General features: G+C 56.6%; 16 protein-coding genes. 10 read left to right on the top strand and 6 right to left on the bottom strand.

Going from position 1 to position 17697, the window contains the following annotated elements:
* Positions 1 to 139 precede the first annotated feature (139 nt).
* Positions 140 to 982, bottom strand: a complete 843-nt coding sequence (locus Q0775_RS04385) for an EAL domain-containing protein (RefSeq protein ID WP_298858123.1) — start codon at positions 980 to 982, stop codon at positions 140 to 142.
* A gap of 135 nt (positions 983 to 1117) precedes the next feature.
* On the opposite strand from Q0775_RS04385, the gene Q0775_RS04380 reads away from it, so the two are divergent.
* The 6 genes from Q0775_RS04380 to Q0775_RS04355 all read left to right on the top strand — a co-directional run bounded on the left by Q0775_RS04380 (position 1118) and on the right by Q0775_RS04355 (position 5963).
* On the top strand, positions 1118 to 1690 hold the full coding sequence (locus Q0775_RS04380) for a DNA-3-methyladenine glycosylase I (protein WP_298858122.1): 573 nt from the start codon (positions 1118 to 1120) through the stop codon (positions 1688 to 1690).
* 67 nt (positions 1691 to 1757) lie between these two features.
* Complete coding sequence (locus Q0775_RS04375) at positions 1758 to 2204, top strand: universal stress protein (protein ID WP_298858121.1); 447 nt, start codon at positions 1758 to 1760, stop codon at positions 2202 to 2204.
* 218 nt (positions 2205 to 2422) lie between these two features.
* Positions 2423 to 3043, top strand: coding sequence for a 30S ribosomal protein S4 (gene rpsD / locus Q0775_RS04370; RefSeq protein WP_298858120.1), 621 nt, complete (start codon positions 2423 to 2425; stop codon positions 3041 to 3043).
* Between the two features lie 169 nt (positions 3044 to 3212).
* Entirely contained in the window at positions 3213 to 4295 is a 1083-nt protein-coding gene (gene hisC, locus Q0775_RS04365) for a histidinol-phosphate transaminase (RefSeq protein ID WP_298858119.1), read from the top strand.
* A gap of 1 nt (position 4296) precedes the next feature.
* Positions 4297 to 5220, top strand: coding sequence for a prephenate/arogenate dehydrogenase family protein (locus tag Q0775_RS04360; RefSeq protein WP_298858118.1), 924 nt, complete (start codon positions 4297 to 4299; stop codon positions 5218 to 5220).
* A complete protein-coding gene (locus tag Q0775_RS04355) occupies positions 5217 to 5963 on the top strand; it encodes an extensin family protein (RefSeq protein WP_298858117.1) in 747 nt (248 codons plus the stop codon). Before Q0775_RS04360 ends, Q0775_RS04355 begins: the two co-directional genes overlap by 4 nt.
* Here the strand turns inward: Q0775_RS04355 and Q0775_RS04350 are convergent.
* Positions 5960 to 6964, bottom strand: coding sequence for a DUF2125 domain-containing protein (locus Q0775_RS04350; protein ID WP_298858116.1), 1005 nt, complete (start codon positions 6962 to 6964; stop codon positions 5960 to 5962). The two genes, Q0775_RS04355 and Q0775_RS04350, sit on opposite strands and share 4 nt — an antisense overlap.
* Positions 6965 to 7028: 64 nt before the next feature.
* Here Q0775_RS04350 and Q0775_RS04345 point away from each other — a divergent pair, with 64 nt between their 5' ends.
* The 3 genes from Q0775_RS04345 (at position 7029) to Q0775_RS04335 (ending at position 10591) form a co-directional block, all read left to right on the top strand.
* Positions 7029 to 7559, top strand: coding sequence for a gamma-glutamylcyclotransferase (locus Q0775_RS04345; protein WP_298858115.1), 531 nt, complete (start codon positions 7029 to 7031; stop codon positions 7557 to 7559).
* 69 nt (positions 7560 to 7628) lie between these two features.
* Complete coding sequence (locus Q0775_RS04340; RefSeq protein WP_298858114.1) at positions 7629 to 8849, top strand: biopolymer transporter ExbB; 1221 nt, start codon at positions 7629 to 7631, stop codon at positions 8847 to 8849.
* Positions 8850 to 8851: 2 nt separating this feature from the next.
* Positions 8852 to 10591: a peptidoglycan -binding protein gene (locus tag Q0775_RS04335; RefSeq protein WP_298858113.1), complete on the top strand. Its 1740-nt coding sequence runs from the start codon at positions 8852 to 8854 to the stop codon at positions 10589 to 10591.
* Between the two features lie 60 nt (positions 10592 to 10651).
* Here Q0775_RS04335 and Q0775_RS04330 read toward each other — a convergent pair whose 3' ends face one another.
* The 3 genes from Q0775_RS04330 to gloB form a co-directional block, all read right to left on the bottom strand.
* The gene (locus Q0775_RS04330; protein WP_298858112.1) at positions 10652 to 11608 is read right to left on the bottom strand and encodes a M23 family metallopeptidase; all 957 of its coding nucleotides are present in this window, start codon (positions 11606 to 11608) and stop codon (positions 10652 to 10654) included.
* On the bottom strand, positions 11608 to 13929 hold the full coding sequence (clpA, locus tag Q0775_RS04325; protein WP_298858111.1) for an ATP-dependent Clp protease ATP-binding subunit ClpA: 2322 nt from the start codon (positions 13927 to 13929) through the stop codon (positions 11608 to 11610). The genes Q0775_RS04330 and clpA overlap by 1 nt, the downstream gene beginning before the upstream one ends.
* A 294-nt stretch (positions 13930 to 14223) precedes the next feature.
* Entirely contained in the window at positions 14224 to 14973 is a 750-nt protein-coding gene (gene gloB, locus Q0775_RS04320; RefSeq protein ID WP_298858110.1) for a hydroxyacylglutathione hydrolase, read from the bottom strand.
* A gap of 60 nt (positions 14974 to 15033) precedes the next feature.
* Here gloB and Q0775_RS04315 point away from each other — a divergent pair, with 60 nt between their 5' ends.
* Positions 15034 to 15768, top strand: coding sequence for a methyltransferase domain-containing protein (locus Q0775_RS04315; RefSeq protein ID WP_298858109.1), 735 nt, complete (start codon positions 15034 to 15036; stop codon positions 15766 to 15768).
* On the opposite strand, the gene Q0775_RS04310 is transcribed toward Q0775_RS04315, so the two are convergent.
* Positions 15765 to 17690, bottom strand: coding sequence for a calcium-binding protein (locus Q0775_RS04310; RefSeq protein WP_298858108.1), 1926 nt, complete (start codon positions 17688 to 17690; stop codon positions 15765 to 15767). The genes Q0775_RS04315 and Q0775_RS04310 overlap by 4 nt on opposite strands.
* Positions 17691 to 17697 lie beyond the last annotated feature (7 nt).

Genomic DNA, 17697 nt, shown 5'->3' with positions numbered 1-17697 from the left:
GGAATGCGGTCCTCTTAATATGACGCGATAGTGGCGAACATAATCAAGAAGAGCGCGAGGGTCGCGCTGATCTGTCCCCACCATGCATGTGAGGTTACCGCATGGTGCGGGACACGGCAAGAAGACCGATGCGCCTATGTCAGGCGCGTTGGCGATCATCCTTTGCATCGTGCCAGTCGGGCTGTGTTGTGGGTGCTGCGAAAAAGTAGCCTTGCAAGCAGTCTATGCCAATCTGCCGCGCGACTATTGCATCTTCATGTGTCTCAATAGATTCAGCCACTGTCAGCATGTCGAATTCTTTTGCAATGCCAAAGAGAGCACGTACCACCGCCTGATTATCTGGATTTCGGGCGATGCCGCGCATAAACTGACCGTCGATTTTCAGAATGTCAAAATCGAAGTCTTTGAAGTAGCGGATCGCGATCTGGCCTGATCCGAAGTTATCCATCGCAAAGCAAATCCCCCGAGGTTGCAAACGCTCCATAAAATCAATGACCAGCTCTGGCACCAACATCGCCGAACTCTCCGATATTTCGAGAATCAGCCTTTCTCCCAAAGTGGGAGACGTCGTTAAAAAACGATTGAGACAGTTCATCCAGGGGCGGTAGCCGATAGAGCGGGCAGACATGTTAATTGACAGCCGCAGGTGGGGATTACTTTTGAGGCTGTTTAGGCCGTGCCGAAGGGCCAATACATCAATTTCGCGCCCTGTTTCGGTGTCTTCTATTTTGCCCATAAAATCACCCGCAGGAATGACGCGGCCTGTGGCATCAAGAACGCGAATGAGCCCTTCATAAAAGCCAACCTGACCCTGAGCGTCACCGCGCATAATCGGCTGAAAGGCCAGTAGAGTCTGATTATGTGCAATCGCCTCCTTCACAGTTTCTAGTATGCCTTGCTCGTTTTTGCTTACGGCAAAATCAAGGGGGCTGAGCGTGCCGCGCTGTGCGGCAGGGTGTTTGCGTTTGGTGTGGCCTTTCACGTGAACGTCCTTTGCTCTGAAATGCTGTGCATCGCGGGGTTTAGACGACATTGCGCGAGAGCCGCTAAAAAGGTGTTAAACGACCAATTTTATGCCAAACGTAGTAGTATAGAATTTAATGAACGGAGGCTGGACATGACGCGGTGCGAATGGGCGGGGCCTGAACAGATATACATCGACTATCACGATACCGAATGGGGTGTACCAGAGTATGACAGCCGTGCGCTGTGGGAAAAACTGATCCTCGACGGGTTTCAGGCGGGGCTGAGCTGGATCACGATTCTGAAGAAACGGGAGGCGTTCCGCGACGCGTTTGCGGGCTTTGATCCGCATGTGATTGCCATGTGGGGTGAGAAGGACGTCCAGCGCCTGTTGGGCAACGCAGGCATCATCCGACACCGCGGCAAGATTGAAGCCACGATTACCAACGCGCAAGCGTGGCTGCGGATGGAGGAGCAGGGTGGTTTTGATACATTCATGTGGGATTATGTCGGCGGCGCCCCGTTACAGAACCGATTTGTGCTGCAATCGGAAGTTCCGCCCGAGACCGAGTTATCAGAGCAAGTCAGCAAGGACCTCAAGAAAGCAGGGTTTAAATTCTGTGGCCCCACGATTGTTTATGCGTGGATGGAGGCCTGCGGCCTGGTGAACGACCATTTGGTGGGATGTCACCGGCACCATATCTGCGCTTCCCCTCCAAAGGGTTGATGCAGGTCAATGTACAATATGACTTTTATGCTAGCCTGATGGTGCCTAACCCCTGAAAGGACTAAGGATGTTTAAGAAAATTGTTGTCGGTATTGACGGCTCCGAGACGTCTGAAAAAGCGATGCGTATTGCCTGTGATATTGCTGGAAAATACGGGTCGGAACTCCATTTGGTGCACACACCGCAGCCTCAAACCGTGGCTTTTGCGATGGGTGCCGTCGCGAGTTACCATCTGGTGTCTACGATGCCTTCGCATAGCGAAGTGATCGAAGCTGGTGAAAAAATTCTGGACAAAGGACGCGCAATCGCTGCCGATTGTAATCAGCAGATTACGCAGACTTATCTGGAAGTGGGGGATCCGGCGCACCATATCGTTGACTGCGCAGAAAAAACGGGAGCTGACTTAATCGTGACAGGTCGGCGGGGGCTAGGTAGCCTTGGCGCACTCGTGCAAGGCAGCACGTCCTCAAGCATCAACAAGCTTGCCAAATGCGCGTGTTTGTCTGTGGTTTAAGACTTCTTGCTTTGCTTGGCTTGGAGATATTCAAAGACACGCTGTTTCGCTTCGGGTTGCCAATCTATGTTTGTGTGCATTGACTCCTCTTTGCTGAACATAGTATGGCCGCAGCTGTTGGTGTTGGTGAGCCCCGCAAGGGGATCTCTGTCGGAGCAATCGCTCAGAGGACAACGCCCTTTATCGCCCCTTTCGGGGCCACAAAAAGGAGAACAGCCGTGACAAAACGCACCGCTGCCAAGCATAAAATTGACCGTCGTATGGGCGAAAACATCTGGGGCCGTCCAAAGTCACCAGTAAATCGCCGCGAATATGGCCCCGGCCAGCACGGTCAGCGCCGTAAGGGCAAAATTTCCGACTTCGGTATCCAGTTGCGCGCCAAGCAGAAGCTTAAGGGCTACTACGGCGACCTGACCGAGAAACAGTTCCGTCGCATCTACGGCGAAGCCGAGCGTGTAAAAGGCGATACAGGTGAGAACCTGATTGGTCTGCTCGAGCGTCGTTTGGACGCGGTTGTGTACCGTGCCAAGTTCGTTGCAACAGTATTTGCTGCACGTCAGTTCGTGAACCACCGCCACGTTCGCGTGAACGGCAAGCTCGTGAACATTCCTTCTTACCGTGTAAAAGAGGGCGACGTGATCGAAGTCCGTGATCGTTCCAAGCAAATGGTTGCACTGATCGAGGCCACACAATTGGCAGAGCGTGATGTGCCTGACTACCTCGACGTGGATCACTCCAAAATGACAGCGACATTCGTGCGTACACCAGCGTTCGGCGATGTGCCTTACCCTGTTGTTATGGAGCCAAACCTCGTTGTGGAATTCTACGCGAAGAACTAATCTTCGCCAGCTACACGTACAATTTCAGATGCGCCCTGCTGGTCCACCAGTGGGGCGTTTTCTTTTTGTGGAGGCGTTTTAAGCGGACAGATGCGCACGGATGCAATTCGCGGGTGGCTGTACTGAGTTTGAGCCGCTAAAAGGGCCATAACCAGCAAAGAGTCTTGATATGACACAGATGATCACGCCCCAGCCCGGAATAATGGATATTGCCCTCTACCAAGGTGGCGCGTCCCATGTGGCAGGCGTTGAAAACGCGCTCAAGCTTAGCTCGAACGAGAATCCGTTCGGCCCGTCCCCTGCGGCGATCAAAGCGTACGAGCAGTCGGGCCGCCAGTTGCACCGCTACCCCAGCTCGGATCACGCGGAGCTGCGCAATGCTATCGGTCAGGTCTATGGCCTTGATCCCGCGCGCATCCTATGCGGCGCAGGCTCGGACGAGATCATCTCCTTTCTCTGTCAAGCTTACGCGGGTCAGGGTGACGAGGTTGTGCACACCGAGCACGGATTTGCTATGTACCGCATTTCTGCACTGGCGGCGGGGGCCACGCCGGTCGAGGTGAAAGAGCACGAGCGTGTCACGGATGTTGATGCAATCCTTGCCGCCTGTTCCGACAAGACGCGGCTGGTTTTCATAGCCAATCCCAACAATCCAACCGGAACGATGATCGGCCCCGCCGATATTGCACGGCTTGCTGACGGCATCCCTTCGCACGCGCTTTTGGTTCTAGACGGCGCCTATGCGGAATATGTCGAGGGTTATGACGCAGGCGCTGCTTTGATTGATGCGCGTCAGAATGTGATTATGACGCGCACATTCTCCAAAATTTACGGGCTGGGCGGTTTACGTATCGGCTGGGGTTACGGTCCCGCGCATGTGATGGACGTGCTGGCCCGTGTACGTGGCCCCTTTAATCTAAGCAGTTCTGCCCTTGCCGCAGCCGAGGCTGCTGTACGCGATGTGGCTTATGTCGATCATTGCCGGGCTGAGAATGCGCGTTGTCGGACATGGCTTGCCGATGCGCTGGCCGAGATTGGTGTGCCGTCTGACGTATCGCTTGCCAACTTTATCCTTGCGCGCTTCACCTCGCAGGCCGAAGCTGAGGCATGTGACACCTATCTGCAATCCCAAGGCCTTATCGTGCGCCGTGTTGCTGGATATAACCTGCCCACATGTCTTCGTATTACTGTCGGGGATGAGAGCGCATGCCGCCGCGTTGTCCATGCGATCCGCCAGTTCAAGGAAGCCTGAAATGGCGCAAATCTATGACCGGGTGGCGCTGATCGGGCTGGGCCTTATTGCGTCGTCCATGTTTTGGGCGATGAAGCGTGGCGGGCTGGCTGGCGAAGTCACGGGCTTTGCCCGTTCTGCAGAGACGCGTGAAATAGCCCGCGAAATTGGTCTGTGTGACACAGTCTATGACGACATCAACGATGCTGTGAAGGGTGCCGATCTGGTTGTCTTGTGTGTGCCTGTAGGCGTCATGGGCAGCGTGATGGAGCAGATCGCAGGTTCGCTTAAAAAAGGTGCGACCGTCACCGATGTCGGATCGGTCAAGCGTGACGTCATCGACAAAGTTACCCCACATTTGCCCGATGGCGTGCATTTTGTTGCGGGTCATCCGCTGGCAGGGACCGAGCATTCGGGTCCGCGTTCAGGTTTTGCCGAGCTTTTCGACAACCGCTGGTGCCTGCTTGTTCCCGCCGAAGGTACTACGCCAGAACCCATCGCGCGACTGCGCAGTTTTTGGGAAGGGCTGGGGGCGAACGTCGAGGAAATGGATGCCGATCACCACGATCTGGTGGTTGCAGTGACCAGTCACGCACCGCACCTGATTGCGTACACAATGGTGGGTGTTGCCGATGATCTGCGCCGCGTAACGGATGGTGAAGTGATCAAATATTCTGCTGGCGGCTTTCGGGATTTTACCCGCATTGCTGCCTCTGATCCAACTATGTGGCGCGATGTTTTCCTCTCAAACAAAGACGCGACATTAGAAATCCTTGGTCGATTTACTGAAGAGCTTTTTGCGCTTCAACGGGCGATACGTCAGGGCGACGGTGAGCATTTGCACGCCTATTTCACCCGCACCCGCGCAATCCGGCGCGGTATCATTGAGGCGGGCCAAGATACTGATGCGCCTGATTTTGGCCGTGGTGGGGGAAATAAGCCATGAAACGTTTGACCATTCTTTTATGCACTATGGCCACGCTGTCTTGCGCGGGTCCTGACACATCGGCACGCCCCGAAGCACGGCCAAACCTGACGGCGGACGCAACCATCGACCGCTCGGCAATCGAGAACGAGCAGGGCCGTTTCTTCAAGTCTTTGCGCCCGATATTCCGCTCTCCCAAGGCAGCTCGTAAACAGCGCCAACAGCAAGCGGCGCTTGTGGCGGGATCGGTCTGTGGTGATCCGTCTATTCAGGGCAAAGTTATTGGCACTGTACCGGGTCGCATTGCGGGATGTGGCATCAAGAACGCGGTGAGCATTGCCTCGGTGTCGGGCGTGAGTCTGAGCAGCAAGTCAAAGATGGATTGCGGGACGGCACGCGCCTTAAAAAGTTGGGTCGATAGCAGCGCCAAGCCGGCGCTCTCCAAAAAAGGGGGCGGTCTCCGCGAGATAAAGGTTGCGGCACATTACGCATGTCGCCGCCGCAACAACGCAAAAACAGGTAAGATTTCAGAGCATGGCAAAGGTCGCGCGATTGATATCTCCGCCTTCCGTCTGATGGACGGGAGCGAGGTTACTGTGCTCAAAGGCTGGAACGCGTCGGGTAGCCGCAAGGCGATGCGCAAGATGCACGCCGATGCCTGCGGACCCTTTGGTACGGTCCTTGGCCCCAAGGCAAACCGCTTTCACCTTGACCATTTTCATTTTGACACGGCCAACTATCGTTCCGGTAGGTACTGCCGTTAACGCAGGATCAGTCGCGGGGCGTTGCCCAAGGGGATGAAACCCATCCGCATGCGCCCGTCCTCGATTGTGATATCTAGATCAAGCGTATCACTGTTTCCTGATAGGCCCGAGAGCAGGGTGATCCCGCTTTCGATCTGAGGGCGCATCTGGGGCGACAAAGCGCCGCTGGCTGTGGCCAGATCAAGCATTCGTTGCCAATTCTGTGCCTGCACTTTCAACTTGCCGCTCGGCACACCGCCTTCGGCCACTTGCAAGTCAGCCGTAAGTGAAACCCGAAGATCCGCCCAACTTGCTTCCATTCTGTCTATTCGTATCATGCGGAACTGGGGGCGATTGTCCTCCAGCGCACTTCGGTCCCAAGGGCGGTCAAAGCTGACTGTCACATCCGCCAGCAGAGCTTCAAACGCGTCTGGCCATGCGATCGGCAAGCGCAGGGCCTCACGGATCATGCTGCCAGGGGCGAATCCGCTGCCGATCAGATCAATGTCGTAAATTTGCGGATCGGCAGTTTGTTGGACAGATGCCGTGAGATTTTCGAGGCTTAGCAACCGTCCTTCTACCAAATCAAGCTTCACATTTGCTGCTTGGCCGCGCATCGCCTCAAGCTGGAGCGATGTGCCTGGATTCAGGCGCAGGGCCGCCTTGGCCCCGTCCGTTGTCAGGGTCAGGATTCCTTGCGGAGTGGTCAGGGTCACAGGCTCGGCCGGTAGGCGGACGGTTGCATGACCGGGCCAGTAGATGGGTGTGAAAAGAGTGACCTGCGGCACTAAAAGCGAGGATTGCGTTTCGGGATCATCAAGCGTCAGACCATCTACTGCCGCGCCGATGCGCAGCGGAAAACCCGCGCGGTTCATGCCGCGCACTTCTGCTTGCCATCCTTCGTCGCGGCGGTCGTCTAGCCACGCGTTCAAGCTGCTTTGCAGTTTGCCTGTCGCAATGTACCACCATGCGCCCCAAATTAGGGCAACCAGCACTAATATCTTCACAAGCAACCGACCCATGGGCAAAGCCCCCTTTTCAATGACGCGCCCATGGGGTTTACCTAGCAAAACACAGGAGAACCAGATGAGTATGTGGGTATTCGGCTATGGCAGTTTGCTTTGGAATCCGGGGTTCGATGTCGCGGAAAGCGTGATTGGCACGTTGCCCGGCTATGCGCGGTCCTTTTGTATGCGCTCCATCCATCATCGTGGGACTGTGGAACGACCGGGCCTTGTGCTTGCCTTGGATCAGCAGGAAACGCAGGCCTGCGAGGGTTTAGCGCTCAAGGTGGTCGCGGGGCAGGAAGCGCAAACACTGGCCTATCTACGCGAGCGTGAATTGATTTCCTCTGCCTATGTCGAAAAGGAACTAAACGTTCATCTGACAGACGGGCAGGACGTGACGGCGCTGGTCTATGTAATTGACGAGGCACATGAGCAATACTGCGGCGGCCTCCCCCTTGAGGAACAGGCGCAAATCATGGCCCATGCGATCGGCGGGCGTGGTCCAAATACCGAGTATCTATACAATACAGCAGAGCACTTGACGTCGCTTGGCCTGCATGATCCCGCGTTGGAGTGGCTTGCGGCACGGGTTCGTGAGATTGCTGCATAAATCCTTTGGATTGGCGTGATTTCGGGTTAGGATAAGTCTAACTAACAATAAGGTCAGGAGCAGGGGCGCATGGCGCAACCAGACCGCGAGGCAAAACCGCAATTCTCACAACCAGTCCGGCAGATCACATTGATGCTGTTGGTTCTGGGCCTGTCAGGCTTCGGGGTATTCGTGGCATTGCCGCGGGTACTATCTGTATTTTTGGCTAACCCGTATTTGAACGGGTTCATCTTCTTTGTCTTTTTGATCGGTGTTGTGGCCTGCTTTTATCAGGTGATTCAGTTGATCGGGTCGGTTCGTTGGATCGAGAATTTCGCTTCTGACAATGATGAACCGAGCGATACGCCACCGCAAATGCTTGCACCTCTGGCAGCCTTGCTGCGAACCCGTGGTGCACGGATGCAGGTCAGTGCCTCGTCCACGCGGTCCATCCTCGACTCTGTGGCGACGCGCATTGATGAAGCGCGTGAAATAACACGCTATATTGTCAATACACTGATCTTTCTTGGCCTTTTGGGAACTTTCTATGGCCTTGCTACGACTGTTCCGGCCATTGTGGACACCATTCGAAGCCTCGCACCCCAAGCGGGCGAGAATAGTACAGATGTGTTCAGCCGTCTGATGACAGGATTGGAATCCCAGCTCGCGGGGATGGGCGTTGCTTTTGCATCCTCTCTTTTGGGGCTCGCGGGATCTTTGATCGTTGGCTTGCTTGAGCTGTTTGCGGGTCACGGGCAAAACCGCTTTTACCAAGAGTTGGAAGACTGGCTAAGCTCGATTACGCGGGTCGGCTTTGCTGCGGGGGATGACAATTCTCCTGAGCAGGCAGTGATGGCGGGTATGGTAGATCACATGGCCGAACAGATGGAGAGCATGCAGGAGATGTTTAGCCGCTCGGAGGCCGGCCGCGCCGAGGTTGAGCAACGCCTTGGTAGCCTTGCTGTGGCGATTGAACGCATGGCCGTGCAGCTGGGCGATCAGGGGGGCGCGTCGGATGCGTTGGAGCGGATTGCCGATGGGCAGGAACGGATGATCACCGCACTGGAGCAACCGCGTGAAATCTCTGCTGAGAGCACGGGTTCGGACGCGGAAAGCCGTATGCGCCTGCGGTCAATTGATGTGCAAATGCTCAGAATACTTGAGGAAATATCCGCTGGTCGCCAAGAAACGATGGCTGAGTTGCGCCTGGAATTGTCCCACTTGACCAAAGCCCTCTCCTCCCCGCGTAGCGCCACCGAGCCGCGTCGAATGCGTGCAACAGGTAAGCTGCCCGGCGGCGGGGAGCGCTAGCCGTGGCGCTGTCGCGACGTACTGGCGCGCGGTTTCAAGCGTCTATTTGGCCGGGATTTGTGGATGCCATGACCGGACTTTTGCTGGTCCTGATGTTTGTTCTGACCATCTTTATGGTGATGCAATTTGTTCTAACTGAACAGCTTTCTGGTCAGGAAACCGAGCTCGACGAACTCTCTTCCGAAGTTGCTGCCCTCGCGCAGGCACTCGGATTGGAGCAGCGGAACAATACTGATCTTGAGGCGCGTATGGGTGCGCTGCGTTCATCGCTTTCCGATGCTCAGGCGCAGGCTGAAGAGCAAAATGCGCTTATTGCGGCGTTACAATCCGAACGAGAAGCGCAGCAAGAGACACTTCTGGCAGCCCAGACTCGGATCACCAGCTTTGAGGCGCAAGTTGCGGGATTGATATCAGATCGCGATCTTGCGCAGGGCCAAGTGAGTACTTTGGAGGCGCGGGAGGCCGCGCTGCTGAGTGAGCAGGAGGCGCTTAACCTTGCTCTAGCGGCGAGCCGTAGCGAGGTCGATGCCCAAACCGAAATCGCGCGTTTGGCTGCGGCGAGGCGGGAGGCGTTGGAAGCATTGACTGCTGATCTGCGTGCACGCAATGCGCAGGCCGAGAGCGAGATCGAGATGCTGAGCGAGGATGCCCGTGCGGCGCAAGAAGCGCTGAGTGAGAGCGAACAGGTGGCCCTTGCAGAAGCGGCTGCAGCCAAGGCATTGCGGGCGCGTTTGGCGAATGCCGATACCGAACTCACGGCGATGACCCTTTCGTTAGAAGCGCAGCGAAAGCGGGCAGAAGAGACGCTCACTCTGCTTGCTGCTGCGCGGTCTGCACAGAATGAACTGGACTTGAGATTAGCAGCTACACAGACGGAAACAGGCGTAGAAATTGATGATTTGCGGGCGCAGTTGGCGGAGGCTATGGCCGCGAAATTGGCGGCTGAAAGCAATATTGACGAGACCCAGACGGAGGTGGAGCGCCGTGCTGCGTTGCTGGCGCAGGCCGAAGCAGAACTGGCCCAAGAGCAAGAAACCTCTGCTGCAGCACAGCGCCAAACAGAGCTTTTGAACCAGCAGGTTGCAGCATTGCGAGCTCAGCTGAGCAATCTTCAAGGGTTGCTAGACAGCGCGGAAGCTGACGATATTGCAAGAGAAGTTGAGCTTCAATCGCTTGGCTCACAGTTAAATACCGCGTTGGCGCGTGTGGCTGCGGAAGAGCGGCGGCGGGCGGAGCTGGAGGCGGCGGAGGTTAAGCGGCTGGAGGCGGAGACAAAGAATTTGGAACAGTACCGTTCGGAGTTCTTTGGCCGGCTGCGCAGCGTGCTGGGCGCACAGGAGGGTGTGCGTATTGAGGGGGATCGGTTTGTATTCAGCTCAGAAGTGCTTTTCCCGCCTGGAGGCGCTGATCTGTCGCGGGAGGGCACCCGGGAAGTAGCGAAGGTCGCTGATATCCTGCGGAATGTGGCGGCGGATATTCCTGAAGAGATTGATTGGGTTATCCGTGTGGATGGGCATACGGATAACGTGCCGCTGTCGGGTCTGGGCGAGTTTGCTGACAACTGGGAATTGAGCCAAGCACGAGCGCTGTCGGTAGTCAAATACATGGCGAATTTTCTAGGGATACCACCTGACCGTTTGGCGGCAAACGGGTTCGGGCAGTACCAGCCTGTAGACACCGCCGACACAGATGAGGCGCGGGCGCGCAACCGCCGGATCGAGCTAAAATTCACAGAAAAATAAGGGGGTGTTATGCGTACACCCCTTGTGCACCCCCCGTACACTGGTGGGGTGGCCATTCGTTTAGGGGATGGTGAGTGTGAATTCCTGCCGTTCGACCACTTTGTTTGCGCGGCGCAGCTCGGCGGTGCCAGTGTAGGTACCCGCGGGCCAGCGGTCAGTCCGCAGCTTTTTACCGATGGCGCGAAATGACTGCGCCTGCGGTTTTTTCAGCAGAATGTCGCGGGTGACGACCGAACCATCGGGGCCGTCGAGGGCAAGATGGATGACATCGCTTTTTCGAGTGCCGAAGAGAGAAGCGTAGATCACCAGTGCGTCGCTTGTAGCATTCGGCAAAGGAACCGTATTTGCGCGGATGGTTGCGAACTCGGGAATGCCTGCGGCAGCGCCAATGCTTATGATCCCGCCAGCACGGTAGGGGGGCAGTTCGGACCAGAGCGTGTCGGTCTCCAATTTGCCGCATGTGATGACGTCATCGGGATCGAAAGGGTCGATTACTTCGCCGTCGCGGCGCACGGAGAGGTGGACATGGGGGAATTCAGCGCGGCCTGACATGCCGACTTGGCCGATTATGTCGCCTGAGCTGACGTGCTGACCTCTTTTGACCGTAATCGAGCCTTTGCGCAGATGGCAATATTGGGTTTCCCAGCCACCCTCATGCGCCAACACGATGCCGTTGCCACATTCGCGGTCCTTGGTCTCGGCGGCATTGAGGCTGGAATATCGGACGTCTTCCATACCGTCACGGGTGCCGCGCACGGTGCCCGAAGCGGACGCCAGGACATCGACCCCTTGTTCAATCATGTCGTAGGTTGGAAGGGCGAAATCGGTGCCTTTATGGCCATCATAAGTGAGGCCAGAGCAGGTGAAATCGGAGGCGTCGTCGGAAGGATCGCGGTCGACATATTGTTGGATGTAGCACGGACCCGTCAGATCACAGTCGATAGGGGGCACTAACGACAACTCCCCCGCCGTGGCAGGCACGGCGAGGGAGAGAAGGATCAAAAGACCGTAACGCATTATTCAGCCGTAAGCAGTGGTGGCTTTTTACTGGTGATACGCGGGCTGTCGGGACCTTCGACGACGATGTCGAGTTCGCCCTTTTTGACGCCAATTTTGACCACGCCACCTTTGGTGAGTTTGCCAAACAGCAACTCTTCTGAGAGCGGCTTTTTGATATACTCTTGGATCACGCGGCCAAGGGGGCGTGCGCCCATCTTGGCGTCATAGCCTTTGTCACCGAGCCATTCTGCGGCTTTTGTGCTGAGCTCGATTGTGACGTTGCGGTCCATAAGCTGGGCCTCAAGCTGCAATACGAACTTCTCGACCACGCGCAAAATCGTCTCCTTGGGCAGCGCGCCAAAGGAAATCACCGCATCCAGACGGTTGCGGAATTCAGGCGTGAATGTCCGCTCGATCGCTGCTGTAGCCTCGCCTGTGCGGCTTTCGCGGCCAAAGCCTACTGCTTCTTTTGCTTGCTCGGACGCACCTGCGTTGGAAGTCATGATCAGAACCACATTGCGGAAGTCCACAGAGCGGCCGTTGTGATCGGTGAGTTTGCCGTGGTCCATGACCTGAAGCAGGATGTTATAGACATCAGGGTGTGCCTTTTCCATCTCGTCCAGCAGCAGAACGCAGTGCGGGTCCTGGTCGACGCCGTCCGTGAGCATGCCACCCTGATCGAAGCCGACATAGCCCGGAGGGGCGCCGATGAGGCGGGAAACGGCGTGTTTCTCCATGTACTCCGACATGTCAAAGCGCAGCAGTTTTACGCCGAGTGTATCGGCAAGCTGTTTGGCGACTTCAGTTTTACCGACACCTGTAGGACCGGCAAAGAGGTAGTTGCCGATGGGCTTTTCAGGCTCACGCAGACCAGCGCGGGCGAGTTTGATCGCGGCCGAGAGTGCCTCGATTGCCTTGTCCTGACCGAAGACGACCCGCTTGAGAGACGCCTCAAGATCACGCAGCACGACAACGTCGTCTTTGGAGACGTTTTTCGGTGGGATGCGCGCGATTTTCGCAACGACAGCTTCGACTTCCTTGGTGCCGATGGTTTTGCGGCGCTTGGACACGGGGACGAGGTGCTGTGCTGCACCCGCCTCGTCGATCACGTCGATAGCACTATCGGGCAATTTGCGGTCGTTGATGTAGCGGTGCGCAAGCTCGACAGAGGTTTTGATCGCGTCCGCGGTGTATTTCACGCCGTGGTGATCCTCGAAGTAGGGCTTAATGCCCTTGAGGATTTTCTGGGCGTCTTCCACGGAAGGCTCGTTCACGTCGATCTTTTGGAAACGACGGGCGAGTGCGCGGTCTTTTTCAAAGTGCTGGCGGAACTCTTTGTAGGTTGTTGAGCCCATGGTGCGCAGTTTGCCGCCCGCGAGTGCGGGTTTGAGCAAGTTTGACGCGTCCATTGCGCCACCTGACGTGGCACCGGCACCGATGACAGTGTGGATTTCGTCAATGAAGAGAACCGCGTCGTCGTGATCCTCAAGCTCGGTCACGACTGCCTTGAGACGCTCCTCAAAATCGCCACGGTAGCGTGTGCCTGCGAGCAGGGCACCCATGTCGAGTGAGAAGATAATGGTGTTTTCCAGCACTTCAGGCGTCTCACCCGCAACGATTTTACGTGCGAGGCCTTCAGCGATGGCAGTTTTGCCGACGCCGGGGTCGCCCACCAGCAGCGGGTTGTTCTTGCGGCGGCGGCAGAGGACTTGGATACAACGCTCCACCTCTGAATCGCGGCCGATGAGAGGATCGACGTCGCCGTCGCGGGATTTTTTGTTCAAATCTACGCAATACTTTTCAAGCGCGGATTCTTTTTTGTCGCCGTCGGTGACGCCTTGTGCCTCTTCCTCGTGCTCCGGTGCGCCTGAGACGGGGCGTGCTTCGCCGTATTCGGGGTCTTTGGCGACGCCGTGCGCGATATAGTTGACCGCGTCATAGCGGGTCATGTCTTGCTCTTGCAGGAAGTAGGCGGCGTTGCTTTCACGCTCCGCGAAGATGGCGACGAGCACGTTTGCCCCGGTCACTTCAGTGCGGCCCGACGATTGCACGTGGATCGCGGCGCGTTGGATCACGCGCTGGAAAGCGGCCGTGGGGACAGCTTCGGAGCCTTCGACGTCGGTGACCAGATTGCTCAGGTCTTCGTCTATGAATTCCACAAGGGTTTCGCGCAACTCGTCTACATCGACGGAGCAGGCTTTCATCACCTGTAGGGCATCAGGCTCGTCTACCAGCGAGAGCAAAAGATGCTCCAGCGTGGCGAATTCATGTTTGCGTGCATTCGCCAGCGCAAGTGCTGCGTGAATGGACTGCTCTAGTGTAGTCGAGAATGAAGGCACGGTGTGCTCCTTTTCGAAGGGGGTCGGTGGTGGCGTGAAGTATGCCAGCGCCTATTGTCCGACCATGGCCTGATACTCTTAGAGTTTGGTTGATAGTGGCTCAGCTTCAACCCCTTTTTGTAAGAAAGTTGTCACATTTATTTTAATCTCTTGGTGTTGACGGGTTTTAGGGCCGGTTTGAGTCAACGGTGCAACACTGTGTCGCGGAACTGGTTGGACAATCCAAGAAAAATCCTCGCGAAGGATTTGTGCGCAATTCTTGGGACAAAAATTGGCTCTGCCCTTGATGCGGGGTTAAAACCTGTCTTTTTGAGCGCGAATTTCGGCGAAATGGTCACTGTTTTTGGCGCGGAGAAACGGGTTTGTGGCGCGTTCCAAAGACATCAGGGAGGGGACGGTAAAGCGATCTGCCGCGCGCGCCTTATCGATGTCGCGAGCGCGGGTTCGGAGCGCCATGTTGTCGGGATCGACTGTCAGGGCAAATTTTGCGTTTGAGGCGGTGTACTCGTGGCCAGAGCAGATAAGGGTGTCATCGGGCCAGTTGGCCATTTTGGCGAGGCTCTCGTACATCTGGGCAGGGGTGCCTTCGAACAGGCGGCCGCATCCGAGCGCCATTAAGCTGTCTGCAGTGAAGGCTGCTTTTGCCGTCGGCGTGTACAGGGCGATGTGACCAAGGGTGTGACCGGAGACGTCAATAACATGAACCGGTGTCTCTCCAAGAGCGAAAGTGTCGCCGTCTATAAGTGCCGTGTCGAGATTGGGCAGGCGGTGGGCGTCTGCAGCGGCACCGTAGAGGGGAGCGGGGTATTGTTCAGTAAGTTCCGCCACGCCTTGGATGTGGTCGGGGTGGTGGTGGGTAAGCCAGATTTGCGACAGCGTCCAGCCGCGTGCCGAAAGCTCGGACGCGATGGGGGCGGCTTCGGGAACATCAATCAGCGCGACTTTGCCTGTCGCCTTATCCTGTAGTAAAAATGCGTAATTGTCAGACAGGCATGCAATGGTCACGAGGGTGTGGCTGTCGGTCTCGATTGTTTCAGAGGGCATGGGCAAGGCTCCTGTGCTGCGCTAGGATGTACAAAGATGGCGTAATGTGGGGCTCTGTCAATGCATCTTGATGTGCAAGATTTGCGCAACTTTTACTATCGCAGTGCGCTGGGACGTGCGGCGCAGAAGTCATTGCGCGATCGCATGGTCGAGTTGTGGCCCGAAGCCAAAGGCCAAACAGTTGTGGGGTTCGGGTTTGCGGCCCCTTTGCTGCGACCCTATCTCAAGGATGCGCGACGAGTGATCACGCTCATGCCGGGACCGCAGGGTGTTATGCCATGGCCTGCGGGAATGGCGAATACATCAGTTCTGACCGAAGAGACGCTCTGGCCCATCGAAACGGGGCATGTGGACAAGCTGGTGCTGTTGCACGGGCTTGAGACCTGCGAGCGACCGTCGGATTTGTTAGAAGAATGTTGGCGTGTGCTGGGGCCGGGGGGGAAGGCGCTGTTTATTGTGCCGAACCGTGCGGGCCTCTGGGCGCGGCGGGACCGTACGCCGTTCGGCTATGGCCGACCCTATTCGCCGGGGCAGCTGGATGCGCAGCTGCGCAAGCACCAGTTTTTGCCCGAGCGGCATGCAGGGGCGCTCTATCAGTTCCCCTCGGGGCAGCGGATGTGGATGAAGTCGGGCGGCCTGTTCGAGCGGGTTGGCCGCAGCCTGCCCACCATGATGGCGGGAGGCGCGTTTATGGTGGAGGCGACCAAACTGGTCTATCCGCCCAAGGGGCAGGTCAAGCGTAAGCGCGCGCTCAATCCCATCGGTGCGATGGAGCCGAGCGCCAAGCCTGTTTAGATGCCTGCGGCAACACCACTTCTAACAAATAGTGGTGCCTGTGTTTCCAGCTGGGCGAAGGCAATGTCGTCTTCGGTCAAGTTGGTAAGGCCCTCGAGACGGATAATTCCCGTCATTTGAACGGGATCGCCATCCAAGGTTCTGCCAATTGCGGTGTAGGTGAATTCCAGATCGGTAAAGGCACCATCTTGATCTTCGCGCAGGGAAAACTCTTGAGTGTACTCCGCAACAAAGTCCTCGCCGCCGTTGGTTTCGCCATCCGGGACAACCTCCCGAACGAGCTGGGACGGATCGACAAAAATCATATCTTCGCCGGGAGTGAAATCGGTAACAAGTCCGATGAGTCCCAGATCAATGTTGTCGTTGCTACCCACATTGAAGGTCGTGATCTCGATCCTGTCAGCACCTTCACCAGTGATGAAAGTATCAAAGGCTCCGTTGCCACGTGGGATGAAGTTATCACTGCGCAATACGTCATCGCCTGCGCCGCCATTCAGTGTTGTTTGCTGACCAAACTCCACCTCGTTTGCCACAAGCGTATCGTTGCCCTCACCGCCCTCAAGCACGAGAGGGCCCGAACTGTCGGAGGCTTCGTGCACAAGGACATCATCGCCCGCAAGGCCGCGCAATGTGTCGATGCCGCGAAAACTGTCATCATCGGCATCGGTGGACGATAGGGTATCGTTACCTGCGGTGCCCTCAATCACGTCTCTGCCGTCATCGATCTCCAGATCATCCTCGGTCAAACCTGTCACGCCCTCCAGCCGGATCAGGGCGGTGGTATCGGCGGACACGCCATCGGGATTGGCAAAGCGCAGGATGATATCGGTGCTGTTGGCGGCTGTATCCTGGACAAGTGTGACGTCCTGATACCCCCCTTGTTGGGCGAAGCTGGCGACGTCGATGCGCAGGCGGTCCTCATCAGGATTGAAATCTGTTATTGTCGCAACCGGAGTAGAGGGGGCGGGATTGTCCGTGACTAACCCGATTTCGATGTCGAACAGGTCGCTGCCAGTGCCGCCAGTCAACGTGTCGGTCACAGCGGCCTCTTGATCGCCACGGATAAAGTATCTGCTTTCCAGTACATCGTCGCCAGCGCCGCCATCCAACACGTTGGCGTTTTGGGTGCTTGGGAAGAAAGTATCGCGCAGAAGGTCTTCGCCGTCGCCGCCCAGCAGGATGTTATCTGTGCCATTCGCAATCAGCGTATCGTCCCCTGCGCCACCATCCAATGTGTTCCCGGTCCATGGATCACTCGCGGAGTAGCCCGGCCTGATCTGGTCGTTCCCTTCACCCCCTTCAGCCGTCAGATTAGAGCGCCCGATGCCAATGAAATCGTTTCCCGCATCGCCAGTGACAGTCATTGCGCTGTCGGTGCCACCAAAACTGTTGGGTCTGTTCAGTGTCATAAAATCGTCACCTTCGCCGCCGGAGACCTGAGCGACGTCGCCGCCGAATGTAATCCGGTCATCACCGTTGCCGCCCAAGATCGCGCTGTCCCCGTCGCTATCGACGGTGATCGTATCATCGCCACCCTCGCCATTGGCGGTAAAGTTGATGTGGTTCTGGCCTGCGGTGATCACATCATTCCCAGCGCCGCCTCTCGCGACTGTATTGTCAGAGTTGCCGTCCCCGCCGAGGTCGAACAGATCATCTCCTCCGTCGCCGTTCAGCGTGGTAAGGGCCGCATTTTCAGTCACTGTCAGGGTATCGTTGCCTTCGCCTGCGTTTACAATTTCGCCGGAATTACCATTCAGAGTGTCCGCTTCAGCAGTTCCTTCAATCACTAATGACGTAGGCTCAAGAGGTTCTTCGGGTACTTCCGGCTCTTCAGGTGTCTCTACGTCTGCGTCATCGTCGGACATAAATACTGGAAGAAATAAAGCTATGCCCAAAAGGGCGAGAAGGGCAATTGGGGTCATATTGAAT

This window comes from uncultured Sulfitobacter sp. (assembly GCF_947499945.1).
GTDB lineage: Bacteria > Pseudomonadota > Alphaproteobacteria > Rhodobacterales > Rhodobacteraceae > Sulfitobacter.
This window is presented reverse-complemented; position numbering and strand designations above follow the sequence as displayed.